Source organism: Synechococcales cyanobacterium T60_A2020_003 (assembly GCA_015272205.1).
Taxonomy (GTDB): Bacteria; Cyanobacteriota; Cyanobacteriia; order RECH01; family RECH01; genus JACYMB01.
Genome location: JACYMB010000229.1, coordinates 1 through 11,928, shown reverse-complemented (window position 1 = coordinate 11,928; position 11,928 = coordinate 1). Strand labels below are relative to the sequence as shown.

Annotated in this window: 12 protein-coding genes; 4 read left to right on the top strand and 8 right to left on the bottom strand. The window is 50.4% G+C overall.

Annotated elements, in window-relative coordinates:
* Nucleotides 1-337 precede the first annotated feature (337 nt).
* The 3 genes from rplU (at nt 338) to psb27 (ending at nt 1,899) form a co-directional block, all read left to right on the top strand.
* Nucleotides 338-784, top strand: a complete 447-nt coding sequence (rplU, locus tag IGR76_11560) for a 50S ribosomal protein L21 (GenBank protein ID MBF2079126.1) — start codon at nt 338-340, stop codon at nt 782-784.
* Nucleotides 785-1,037: 253 nt separating this feature from the next.
* Nucleotides 1,038-1,304 carry a 50S ribosomal protein L27 gene (rpmA, locus tag IGR76_11555; GenBank protein MBF2079125.1) on the top strand — a complete coding sequence of 89 codons (267 nt, stop codon included), beginning with the start codon at nt 1,038-1,040 and terminating at the stop codon, nt 1,302-1,304.
* A 190-nt stretch (nt 1,305-1,494) separates the two neighbouring features.
* Nucleotides 1,495-1,899 carry a photosystem II protein Psb27 gene (psb27, locus tag IGR76_11550; GenBank protein MBF2079124.1) on the top strand — a complete coding sequence of 135 codons (405 nt, stop codon included), beginning with the start codon at nt 1,495-1,497 and terminating at the stop codon, nt 1,897-1,899.
* A gap of 112 nt (nt 1,900-2,011) precedes the next feature.
* Here the strand turns inward: psb27 and IGR76_11545 are convergent, their stop codons facing one another.
* Nucleotides 2,012-3,049: an adenosine deaminase gene (locus tag IGR76_11545; GenBank protein MBF2079123.1), complete on the bottom strand. Its 1,038-nt coding sequence runs from the start codon at nt 3,047-3,049 to the stop codon at nt 2,012-2,014.
* Nucleotides 3,050-3,353: 304 nt separating this feature from the next.
* Between IGR76_11545 and IGR76_11540 the strand changes: the two genes are divergently transcribed.
* Nucleotides 3,354-4,700, top strand: coding sequence for a hypothetical protein (locus IGR76_11540; protein MBF2079122.1), 1,347 nt, complete (start codon nt 3,354-3,356; stop codon nt 4,698-4,700).
* Nucleotides 4,701-4,778: 78 nt separating this feature from the next.
* Here the strand turns inward: IGR76_11540 and IGR76_11535 are convergent, their stop codons facing one another.
* From IGR76_11535 to IGR76_11505, 7 genes are all read right to left on the bottom strand, one after another.
* Entirely contained in the window at nt 4,779-5,126 is a 348-nt protein-coding gene (locus tag IGR76_11535; GenBank protein MBF2079121.1) for a pentapeptide repeat-containing protein, read from the bottom strand.
* Between the two features lie 213 nt (nt 5,127-5,339).
* The gene (locus IGR76_11530; GenBank protein ID MBF2079120.1) at nt 5,340-6,254 is read right to left on the bottom strand and encodes an MBL fold metallo-hydrolase; all 915 of its coding nucleotides are present in this window, start codon (nt 6,252-6,254) and stop codon (nt 5,340-5,342) included.
* Nucleotides 6,255-6,750: 496 nt separating this feature from the next.
* Nucleotides 6,751-7,260 (bottom strand): inorganic diphosphatase, encoded by a 510-nt coding sequence (locus IGR76_11525; protein ID MBF2079119.1) that lies wholly within the window; start codon nt 7,258-7,260, stop codon nt 6,751-6,753.
* A 145-nt stretch (nt 7,261-7,405) separates the two neighbouring features.
* The gene (locus IGR76_11520; GenBank protein MBF2079118.1) at nt 7,406-7,588 is read right to left on the bottom strand and encodes a hypothetical protein; all 183 of its coding nucleotides are present in this window, start codon (nt 7,586-7,588) and stop codon (nt 7,406-7,408) included.
* A gap of 537 nt (nt 7,589-8,125) precedes the next feature.
* Nucleotides 8,126-9,211: a response regulator gene (locus tag IGR76_11515; GenBank protein MBF2079117.1), complete on the bottom strand. Its 1,086-nt coding sequence runs from the start codon at nt 9,209-9,211 to the stop codon at nt 8,126-8,128.
* Nucleotides 9,208-9,585 carry a response regulator gene (locus tag IGR76_11510; GenBank protein MBF2079116.1) on the bottom strand — a complete coding sequence of 126 codons (378 nt, stop codon included), beginning with the start codon at nt 9,583-9,585 and terminating at the stop codon, nt 9,208-9,210. Before IGR76_11510 ends, IGR76_11515 begins: the two co-directional genes overlap by 4 nt.
* Nucleotides 9,586-9,614: 29 nt before the next feature.
* Nucleotides 9,615-11,928, bottom strand: a 2,314-nt coding sequence (locus IGR76_11505) for a response regulator (GenBank protein MBF2079115.1), incomplete at its 5' end; no start/stop codon positions are given.

The window sequence follows — 11,928 nt, the reverse complement described above, 5'->3', positions numbered from 1 at the left end:
TCCCCTGGAATTAGCTTGGTATAAGACTTTGAGGCGATCGCTCCTCTCAAGATAAGTGAAGTACAATACGAGCCATTGATTTTGTAAATAGTCACAAAGTTTTTACATTGGCTGCATACACGGTCACAAGCTAGTTGTATTTTGAGCGGTATTCGTTGCGAAGCCGAGTTTTGATTACTGTGCTTAAATCAGCAAGGTTGACATTCTAAACAGTTACCATCGATTATGGTAAATTGGTTGTTATTTACGCTCGGATCAGGTTTTTTAAGCGCTTTTCTCGTTTCCCAAGGGTGAGAGAGTAAGTCACCTGTACGGCGAATGAAGGATGTAGAGGTTTATGACGTACGCAATTATTGAGACGGGTGGCAAGCAGCTTCGTGTCGAGGCAGGTCGATTCTATGACGTTGACCGTCTTGCAGTTGATGAAGATGGCAAAGTCACCCTAGATAAGGTGCTCTTCGTCGAGCATGACGGTGAAGTTTCTCTGGGTCAGCCCCTAGTTGAAGGTGCAACGGTTGAGGCTACAGTGTTAAGCCACCTCCGGGGTCGTAAGATCATCGTTTACAAAATGCGTCCCAAGAAAAAGACCCGCAAAAAGCAGGGACATCGTCAGGAACTCACTCGTTTAATGATTGATGCCATTAACTTAGGTGGTAAAACAATCGTGGGTGAAAGCACGACTAAGCAAGAGTCTAGTCCTAAACGTACTGAGCCGAAGGATAAAGCTGGAGCATCTGCAGAGAAGGCTGGCGCTGAAACTGACGCATCTAAAGCAGACTCCTAGCGGCTAGATTTCAGCGGGGTAGGTGCTTCTAACCTGCTGTCAGCATCTGAGAGCTGTCTAAAACTACCTTCCCAAAAGTTGTAATTTTGCATCTATAGGAGCGAAAGAGATTGTTAAGACATAAGGGGCGTGGGGGCTTCGCCCCCACGCAGGGATGAAACCCCTGCATCCCGTCCTAACCAACCCTTGGGTTGTTACAGCAAAGCGCTCTTAAAATCTGCAAAAGCATTAGATTCCTAGGAGAAAAATAGACATGGCCCATAAGAAAGGAACAGGAAGTACACGAAACGGACGCGACTCTAATGCCCAGCGCCTTGGCGTTAAGCGTTATGGCGGCCAAGTTGTGCGTGCTGGCAATATCCTCGTTCGTCAACGAGGTACGAAGGTTCACCCTGGCGCAAATGTTGGGCGCGGTAGTGATGACACGCTATTCGCATTGGTGGACGGTATCGTGACGTTTGAGCGTCGGGGTAAAAGCCGCAAGAAAGTCAGCGTATATCCTGTGGCTGTAGAGGCATAGTAGGCTAAGCGCTAAAATCTACGATTGAGTCTATGCTGCCTCCATATACAATTTATGGAGGCAGTATTTTATGGATTCGTGCATTCCTAAACTTGATGTGAAGAACGTCTCAGTTCGAGCTAGGATTGATACGCAATCTGAAATTGCGATCGCCCCTGCATTATTTTTGACCTTTCACCATCGAAGTCTTATGAAAAAGATTGTTTCTCGCCTTTTGGCAATGGTTTTGGTTGTTGTGATGGGAGTTGGCTTGGTCAGCTGCTCCTCTGCGCCAACCGGGCTGACGGGTAACTATCGCGATGATACAATTGCCCTTATTAATACATTGCGAACCGCTATAGAACTTCCCGACGATTCAGCCGAAAAGCAATCGGCTCAGGCGCAGGCTCGGCAAATGATTAACGATTTCTCGTCGTTGTACCGTCGGGATGGAGCTTACACCAAGCTCAGTTCGTACACCACAATGCGGACTGCACTTAATTCCTTAGCGGGTCACTATAGTTCGTATCCTAATCGTCCAGTACCCGAAAAGCTTAAGGAGCGTCTAGAGCTTGAATTTAACCGAGTTGAGTCCGCGTTAAAGCGCGGCGCATAAACTTTCCTAATCTTTCGTCGCCTATGGTTGCATGATCAGGCGTTAATGGATGATGAGTATTTGAGGTTCAGGGGGATAACACTACATGCTACCCCCCTGGATTTTGGCCTTTTTAGCAAACTGGATCACAGATAGTGGGGTTAAGTGCCGTACTCAGAATCGATACTGGAGGGTGCTCGTGGGCCCATGTAAAAGCGTGACGGAATGCGGCTTCCTGGCAGGCTTGTAGCTCTTCAAACCCAATGATGTCTTGCGTCAGCAAGCTCTCGTACTCAAACGGTAAACGCTTGTTATGAAGCCCCGCATTATCAGTACAGATGGCAATATCCACACCCGCATCAAAGCAGCGATCGAACACAATCTTCAGTTGATGCATATCGTCGAGCGTACCCGTTTTGAGATAGGTGGTTGGACATACTTCTAAGCATTGCCCTTGAGCCGCTAGTTGGGGTAGTAACTCTGGAAACTTGAGCGGAATCTGAATGCCATGACCGATCCGCATCAAATAGGGAAGCAGTTCGGGATAGCATCCTTCCGGGGTTTCGTAAACATGGCCTGTTGTCTTGAGGCCAAGCGATCGCGCGTAGGCATACAGTTCAATGAACTCGTCTAGCCGTTGAGCGTAGTGGGCATCGCCGCCTGCAAGATCAATCCCACAAACATACTGGGGGTGCTGAGCGGCTAGATCAATAATTGCACGATTGACCTCGTAGGGCAGGCGCGAATGCATGCAAAGAATTTGGCTCATCACAATTGGATACTCGCCAATTTGGCTGGCCTTGCCGACAATTTCAACAATGTTAGCCATTTGATCGATCCGTTCAGTCTGGCTTAAATACTCTGGTGTCCGCAGGAACGGCGTGTACCGCAGTTCTAAATACGCCAAATTCTCGAAAATGTAGGCTCCCCGCATTAATCGATACACAAAGTAGGGGAGTGCCTCTGCGGTTTGTACGCCCTCCACCAAGGTATGAAGTTCCAAATACTCATCCAGCGTGTTGCGTGGACGAGTGTAGAAGGCTTCAAACTCTGCATAGTGCGGAAACCGTTCAGATAGTTCAGATGATGGAGTGCGTTGAAAGTATCGCCACAACACGCGGGGAACGACCGAACCGCCCAAATGGCGATGTAATTCTGCATGTAAAGCCACGGTGACCTCTACTGAAGATATGGGTTAATCCAGAACAAAAAATAATTAAGAAAATATGAGCCCATCGCAGGATGGACTTATTGAAATGATAGACCTGGCATTTAGATTTCATCCAAAGTTTCCGCCATTTGGCGGAGTTGGAGGACGGTTTCAGGTTTTTGTGTGATTAGGGGGGATGTGCTACCTTTAGCGGAATAGCGGGATATGATTGAGGGGCGAATGCGCGATCGCATCGTGCGTGTAACAGGTAACGGCTCGCCCAACGCATTGTAATCGCAATGGCATCGTTTTTAGGAGGTTCTGAGTGTCGCAGCCAGAATTGCACGATCAATCTGCACTGCAAAACCGACACCCCTCCGGTGAACATTCGATCCAGCAGGAGGACGGTAACTGCTCAATCGATACTGATGAGGCGATGGATTACGCGACGCTACAGCGAGAATTGATGCAGCTTCGAGAGCTAGATGAAGATCGAGTTGCTCGTATATACCACTTGGAGCAAGCCCTGGATCAGGCGTTGCTGTGCATCGAGGAGCTGAGAGTCAAGGTTCGTGACCAGGGCATTTTAGAAAGCCAGCTTGCAATGACCGAGGAATTTGCAAGCATTCAGCAGAAGGCGATCGCTCGGTTGCAGATGCAACTCCAGCAGCAGCAGCGTGTACTTGAGAGTGCTACGCTGCAGGACGATGTCAACGAACACCATGGCCTCCTCCAGGAAGTGGTCGGTGTGATGAAGGCGATCGCTGCTCAGCAGGATCAGATAATCGCCCAACTTCAAGAATGCCAAGTCAATAGTCAAGCGGATGCCGTAACCCATGCACAACGTCTAGATCGGGAAACGAGCAAACTGCAAGCGGCACTCGATCAGCGCGAGCGGCAAATTCTGTCCTTAGAAGCCGAGCTGTTAACCAGTCACGCCCAACTTGTGCGCCTCCAGATGGAACTTGATGCCGCGTCCTACCAAGTGCGATCGCTCCGCCATGACACAAAAGCAGTGGCTTCGCCTCCAGAAGAGGGCAGATGTCGCCCAGAACCGAATACCTTGCCAGACACGCAAGCCTTCATCGCAGAATTGCTGCCCCTGAGTGCATCTCAATCGGTACCGCAGGAGTTTGAGCCGTTTAGTCCGCAACAGACCATCGCCAAATTACAGGCTCAGATTGAAGAGCTTGAGCTTCAGCTATCTCGGCAGACGGGTACGCAAGCTCGATGGCAGCAACGGTGTCTGGAACTTGAAACCGACCTGCAGCGCTATCAAACGCGTACTCATGAAACGCAGCAGCAGATTGCTGAAATGCAGGAAGAGATTTTAAGGCAAACGAAACAGGCCGGTGAATACGAAGCCGCGATTCAACATTGGAAAGAGCGCTATCTTCACAATCAGCGCAGCCTGGGACAGCTCCAAGAACTGTTGGAACGAGTTTTACCCCTTTCCCTGTCCGATCCGGATTCGGGCGTTGAGCTGAATCCAGCACTTTCAGAATTACTCATGGCAATTCAATCCGCACTGATGCCTGAGCACGATGATGACTTATCACCTACGGCCTCACCGACACCCCGCTTCAACACGTTGGATATTCCAGACTTCCTGATTCGGCGACGAAGTTACTATCGCCAACGCATCCCGCCGTCTTCATCGGAGCCAGAATAACCTTAACGCTATCACGCGGAGACAGGGATGGAAGACTTTGTCAGGTCCTCGTCCTGTAGCGCTTGGTTCAGTGTGTCTCTATCCTGCATAGCTATCGCAGTCACGGTTTGATAGTGTTCCCCCAGGGGTGCGCGTATGGCAGATTTTCGCACTGCCAAGCAAGGTCGATTGGGTGGAGGCATTAGTTAAGTCCGCATCCGTAAGGATCGCGGCATACATCCGAGCGGAGTCAAGGTTTGCCCCTTTGAGATTAGCATGGCGGAGATTGGTGGCCATAAGGTACGCGCCTTTGAGGTTTGCACCTTCTAAGTTACTGTCGCGCAAGTTAACTCCCCGCAGATCAGCGTCTTCCAAATCGCATCCCGGACAGGATTTTGTTTCTAAAAGCTGAGCTACATGGTCCGGGTTGGCTGCCTGGGCTGGCATTCCTCCAACGGTTAGCCAACTGATGAATGTCCATGCAAGGGCAACCAAGAGCGATCGCCAAAATCGTAGGATTTGACCACGCAACGGGTTCCATGAGGTCATGTCAGGCTTCATATTCATACCCTCCTTGCAACGTGATTCGGTAGAGAATTCATATCTCAGTATGCCCAATCTAGGACGAGAAACAAGCATTCCAATGCGGGGATGGTGGTATCAGCAGGCGGGGTCTTGAATCGCTTTTACGTCCAATACCATTCCTTCTCGCGCTAACCGCACGTTGGAAAATGTACTTTGTACTTCCCGTTCTGTGGCATCCAGGAAATCATCGTCATGCTCTGGATTGTGGTGAAACAGGAGAATTTCGCGTACTTTAGCCGTCATGCCTACCTTGACACCTGCATGCCAAGCTTCCATATCGTGAGAACCAGGGTCTGCAGCCAGATTATAGTACGCATGATCGGCATAGGCAGCATCATAGATCAATAGATCGGCGCGATCGGCCAAATACAGCAAATTTTGATCGAGCTTGTCTGGATTGTGCTCTGTGTCTGTGGCGTATACAACGGAGCATCCTTGCCAACTAACGCGATAACCAAGGGCGCTATTGGGCTGGTTTAGGGAGATGGTTTCAACCGTAATATCGTCTAGATTAATCACCGAACCCGGTGTGATGTTGTGAAACGTCAGATTAGACTGCATCACCTGCAAGGGTACGGGAAAATTAGGGCGCAGCATTTGATCGGAAAGACGCTGCTTGATAGAGGCTCCGTTTAAGCCAACGGCTCCGTAAATATGGAACGTGTTGCCTTCCATAAAGGCAGGAATGAAAAAGGGAAAGCCCTGAATTCGATCCCAGTGGGTGTGGGTGAAGAAGAGATGGGCCTCAATCGGCTGTCGATTCAGTAAATGCTTGCCCAGCATGTGCAGTCCCGTTCCGCCATCAAAGATGAGGAGATGGTGGCCAACTTGCATCTCGACACATGCTGTATTGCCACCGTAGCGGATGGTATCCGGGCTAGGCGTAGGGATACTGCCCCGAACACCCCAAAAACGGACGATGAAGCGATCGCCCTCTGGGGAAGAAATAGATTCAGAACAAGAAGATGCTGGTTGCTCTAAGCCTGACATCGTCAATCTAACCAACCCTTTCTTTGTCAACAATCCTACCCATGAACATGTTAAGGTGCACGTGCCTTACGGTAGAGGTTTCTAAATACTACCCAGAATTATAGTCATTCTCCGGGAGTCTGCCGATATCTACGACACAGGACTGAGAATGCGATCGCCTCATGATCGTTACATCGTACCAGCGGTAAGGCATTGCGAACCGTATCACCTGGATACTACGATCTAAAACGTTTTACACCAATGGCATCCCATTCCTGTCGGGTCACAAACTGGGAGTACAATCTCTTCTTTGTTTATACCAATCTGAATTTAGGTTTCGGGAAAATTACAATGCGAATCTCAAAACATTGCGCGCGATCGCGGATAGCAATCGCTCGACAGAATCAAACGCTGGTTTGAGCCGTGCAGCGTACCCGCATCTCAATAGTTAGGCGAATTTTCGCAAGCCTCACCCGCAAAAATTCGCCCATTGATGTCAGATCTCAGTCAGGTCTAACTACTTTGCTGCCTTGATGCAGGTTTCAACGAGGGGCGCAACGTGTTCAACGTCTTTCCACCCTAAGATTTCAGTCACCTTTTTCTCAAGATTCTTATATGTTCTAAAGAATTCAGCAATTTCCTCTAAGCGATGGGGGGCGATGTCGCTGAGGGACTGCACTTGCTCGTAACGGGGATCTTTCACAGGAACGCAGAGCAGTTTTTCATCGCGATCGCCCCCGTCCACCATTTCCAGCATCCCGATGGGCCGAGCCGCAATCACACATCCAGGAAATGTCGGCTGATCCATGATTACCATGCCGTCCAAGGGATCACCGTCATCGGCTAGGGTATTGGGGATAAACCCGTAATCGTAGGGGTACTGTACTGACGCATACAACACGCGATCGAGGGCAAATGCGTTTAGATCTTTGTCAAATTCGTACTTATTCTTGCTTCCGGCAGGAATTTCAATCAGTACATTGATCACCCCAGGTTTGGGCTGGGCAGGGATACGTGATAAATCCACAACTACATCTCCAACGTCATCAATACTATAGACTGGGGACACTCGCCCGGTGCAACTGCACACCAGGATAATCCCCCGTTAAGCATTGTAAGGGGAGACGGTCAACACCTCTGCATTTGATCAGCGACCCAATGACCGATTCTGTTTAGTCACGAGGCAGGACACGGTAAACCGGAGATTGCCAGGACTCCGTTGGGGTAGAGGAAAAATACGCGATGGTGAGTAGGGGGACGGCAAGGGTGAGCAAGGCAATGAGGGTGCCGATAATGTGGGCGAATCGTTGGGACGATTGTTTATGAGGGATATCAGGTTGACTGCCAGATTCCATGCGGTATTGATGGGTAAAAATTTGGGTTTAAGGGGGAATGGCGATCGCCCGATTAGCGAAACAAAGAAGAAAGACTTAGCTTTCAGGCCTTAACCGCTTGGGGATAACCATCCAAAGCCAAAATGGAAAGGTCGTCAGACAGAGCATGAATTAACCCTGATCTTAATGACTTTTGATTTATAAACGGCTCATCAGGAACACGGATGCAGAATTGCGGGGAATTCTTATAACTCTGTTCCCTAGGGTTGAACTTAGGATTTAGCGGCTGGTGGAGTCATCTATATAAGTAGGGATTCAACAGATTCAATTGTGGTATGACATGTACACCTCAACTGGCGCAAAATCGGCCTTCCTTTCAAACCGAGAAGACCGATTTTGTGCATTTTTCAAGTTGAGGCATTCAGAACTAAGGAGAGGAACCGTCGTGCCCCTGCTCACCAACATCAACGACTTCACGGAACCCAAAATCTTTTAACGACTCACTATCTCTATCAGTATCTCGTATATTTCTCCAATCGGAATGGCGAAAATTCCGAATCACTTACATTTTTGATTCAGAAAATAGGTTTTCATTTGCCCTTTACCTTTCACATCGACCCAACCTCTCTCCTCAAAGGTATAGCAGGCTTGCAAACATTCGTACGTGCGCTCGGTCACTTGAATGCGTCCGGGTACGCCCAAGGATTCCATCCGGCTAGCAATGTTGACGGTGTCTCCCCAGATGTCATAGGTGAACTTTTGAATACCAATCACGCCTGCACCGACGGGGCCAGTGTTGATGCCAATCCGCATGGTGAGGGGCTGGCGATCACCTCCAGCAGTCCCCGGTACGTCGAATTGGGCGATCGCCTCTAGCATATCGAGCGCCATTTCGGCTACGGCATCGGCATGATCAGGGCGTGGCGTGGGCAATCCCCCCACCACCAGGTACGCATCACCAATGGTTTTAATTTTTTCGAGACCGTGCTGTACTGCCAGTTGATCAAAGGTCGAAAAAATTTGGTTCAACAGGTCAACTAGTTCCGCCGGGGACAGCGCACCGGAAAATTCCGTAAAGTTAACAATATCGGCAAATAGAACAGTGACATCCGTAAAGTTATCGGCAATGGTTTGCTCCCCGTGTTTTAGGCGTTGGGCGATCGCCTCTGGCAAAATATTGAGCAACAGCGCTTCTGATTTGGCCTGTTCCGTCTGAAGTTGTTCCAGAAACGCCCGTTCCTGATCTCGGAGTCGCTTTTTTTCTAAGCTAGCGCCGATGCGAGCCTTGAGCAGCGTTGGATTAAACGGCTTGAAGAGATAATCCTCTGCGCCCAGTTCAATACAGCGCACGATGCTTTCAATATCATCCAAGGCCGAAATCATGATCACGGGAATATGGCGATAGGCGGGATCGGTTTTAAGGCGCTCGAGTACGTCATACCCATTCATTCCCGGCATCATGATGTCGAGCAGAATCAAATCAAAAGGCTGGGTTTGCACCGAGGCTAAGGCATCCTGGCCATCGATCGCCATGAACACCTTGTGCCCCTGCCGCTGGAGGCGGCGGGAGAGGAGATCCCGATTCATTTCATTATCATCAACGACCAGAATAACTCCTTGATTGCTGCCCGGATTGGGGGTCATGGTGTGGCTCCTCGCGCCAACAGCGCTTGAATCTTATCGAGGAGCCGCGAAAATTCGATGGGTTTTGTATCGTAGTCGTCGCAGCCTGCTTCTATACATTTCTCGCAATCGCCCGCCATTGCATGAGCTGTCAGCGCAATGATGGGGATGGACTGGGTTTGGGGCAATGATTTGATCTGGCGAGTCGCTGCCCACCCGTCTAAAACGGGAAGGCTCATATCCATTAAGATGAGGTCAGGCTGGTGATCTTGTGCAAGCTGAACCCCCTGTTGACCGTCGGTGGCAATGAGAACTTTATGCCCTCGTCGAAAGAGGCGGCGAGAAAGCATGTCTCGATTCATTTCGTTATCTTCAACCAAGAGAATGGTTGGCATAATTTGCTTCCTCGACTCATCCTGCCACGTTATACCGAATGCTGACCAGCACCCATCGATATGCGTTTACGAATCTCAACCAAGAGGTCTTCATGACGATAGGAGCCTTTAGATAGGATTTGTTCAACTCGTCCTTGAAGGTAGTCGCGTTCATTCGCCGTTAACTCTTTCGCTGTAATCACAATCACCGGAATGGACTTCCAATCAGGGCGGTTTCGGAGTTCGTGAACTACTCCAAAGCCATCGAGTTTAGGCATCATCAAATCTAGCAGGATTAGGCTAGGGGTGTGATCCGCAAGGCAATCCAGAACCTGACGCCCATCCTCGGCTTCCAAGATGGCCCACCCCTCTTTGTCGAGGAGATGACGCAATAGTTCACGATTTGTGGCGTCATCGTCGGCCACCAGAACCGTGCCCGGAGGCTGGATTGGACGGTGTTTATTCAACACGGTGAGCAGGCGATCGCGCGTGACGGGTTTCACGAGGTAATCCGATGCGCCGAGGGCATACCCAATTCCCTGATCATTCACCATCGTAATCATAATCACCGGAATATCTGACAGTTCCGGATCAGATTTAAGGTGTGTGAGGGTTGTCCAGCCGTCCTGTTGGGGCATCATCACATCCAGCGTGATCACCGCCGGATGAATGGAGCAGGCGAGGGCAAGGCCTGCGGCACTGCTGAGGGCACTCTCTATACGAAATCCTTCTTTGCTGAGCGATCGCCGCAGGAGATCATGGACGGTCGGATCATCATCGATCACCAGAATGGGAACGCCATTTGGATCGGGGGGTGGGATCTCGCTATCCGGCAAGACTGGTTCTGAGGATACATCTAGGGTATGGCCTTGACGTTTTTCCACTTGTGCGGGAAGCGTCATCACAAAGGTGCTACCCGTTCCAACCTGGCTGGTGACGGTAATGTTGCCGCCCATCATCGTGCAAAAGCGCTGGGCGATCGCCAGTCCTAAGCCCGTGCCGCCGTATTTGCGGGTCGTGGTGGCATCGGCCTGGGTAAATGCCTGAAACAGTCGGCTCTGCTGCTGGGGCGTCATGCCAATCCCGGTATCCGTGACGGTGAAGGTAATCCAGTCGTTTTCGCTGTTATCGGTGGCCGCAGCCCGCTCAACGGAAAGCGTAATCGTACCGTTTTCCGTGAATTTGGCCGCATTGCTGAGCAGATTAAACAGGTTTTGGCGAACCTTGGTTTGATCGGCATACATGCTTCCCAAGGAGTCTCCACGCTGGATCACTAACTTATTTCGGTTCTTCTGGATCAGCGGCGTCAGCGTCATGCTGACATTATCAATGAGTTCATCAATGTCAAAGGGTTCGAGGTATAGCTCCATCCGCCCTGCCTCGATCTTGGACAGATCCAGGATGTCATTAATTAAAGCCAGCAAATGCTTACCTGCCGTATGAATTTTCTCTAAATCTGGGACTAGCTCCTCTTGGTCTAAATCCAGGGCTTCTTCTTGCAGCATTTCGCTATAGCCGATAATGGCGTTTAGGGGAGTCCGCAATTCGTGGCTCATGTTGGCGAGGAACTGACTCTTGGCGCGATTGGCTTGCTCGGCGCTCTCTTTTTCCTGTTGAAAGACTTCAGCCTGCTTGCGTTCGCTGATGTCGCGCAGGGTAAAAATGAGGCCATTCACCGCCGGATCCTGGAGAAGATTATTGGCGATCGCCTCTAGGGTGATCCAGTGCCCATCGGCGTGGCGGAGGCGCATTTCCAGGGGCGGCGAGATCCCCTCTTTTTGGGCCACGGTTTGGAGGGTCTGATTCACCATCCGCAAATCATCGGGATGGACGAGTCCTAGCAAACTGCGGTTGAGCCATTCTTCAGCGGTATAACCCAGCACCGACTCTAGGGAGGCACTCGCGTAGCGGATGGTGGTGGTGGCATCCAAGGTGAGGATGATATCCGACGCATTTTCAATGAGTGATCGAAAGTAGGCTTCGCTCCGGCGCAGGGCTTCGCGGGCTGATTGGAGGCTTTGTTCCCGCTCGTAAACCTGGGCGGCCATATTTTGAAAACTCCGAGCCAGGGAACCCAACTCATCTGGAGATCGGCTGATAGTGTTCAAGCTTTCGGGATCAAAGGTTTGCTGTTCTAGAGCAGCAGCGGCGGCGGTGAGTTGGGCGATGGGGGCGGTGACTTTGCGAGAGAGAATGAGAGAAGCAAACAGCCCCGCCAGGATAATCAACGTAGCAGCGATCGCCACCTGACCAAGCTGTTGCTGCACGGCTTGTCGCAAGTTAGCCGTTGAGAAAAAGATCATGACGGCTCCAGTTACGCGACTGTCCTGATCCAACACGGGCACAATCACCTTGAGGTAGCGG

Excerpts from the sequence above, each read along its gene's own strand:
- rplU (MBF2079126.1), top strand. The coding sequence starts at position 338 with ATGACGTACGCAATTATTGAGACGGGTGGCAAGCAGCTTCGTGTCGAG.
- rpmA (MBF2079125.1), top strand. The coding sequence starts at position 1,038 with ATGGCCCATAAGAAAGGAACAGGAAGTACACGAAACGGACGCGACTCT.
- psb27 (MBF2079124.1), top strand. The coding sequence starts at position 1,495 with ATGAAAAAGATTGTTTCTCGCCTTTTGGCAATGGTTTTGGTTGTTGTG.
- IGR76_11535 (MBF2079121.1), bottom strand. The coding sequence starts at position 5,126 with ATGCCAGCCCAGGCAGCCAACCCGGACCATGTAGCTCAGCTTTTAGAA.
- IGR76_11530 (MBF2079120.1), bottom strand. The coding sequence starts at position 6,254 with ATGTCAGGCTTAGAGCAACCAGCATCTTCTTGTTCTGAATCTATTTCT.
- IGR76_11520 (MBF2079118.1), bottom strand. The coding sequence starts at position 7,588 with ATGGAATCTGGCAGTCAACCTGATATCCCTCATAAACAATCGTCCCAA.
- IGR76_11515 (MBF2079117.1), bottom strand. The coding sequence starts at position 9,211 with ATGACCCCCAATCCGGGCAGCAATCAAGGAGTTATTCTGGTCGTTGAT.
- IGR76_11510 (MBF2079116.1), bottom strand. The coding sequence starts at position 9,585 with ATGCCAACCATTCTCTTGGTTGAAGATAACGAAATGAATCGAGACATG.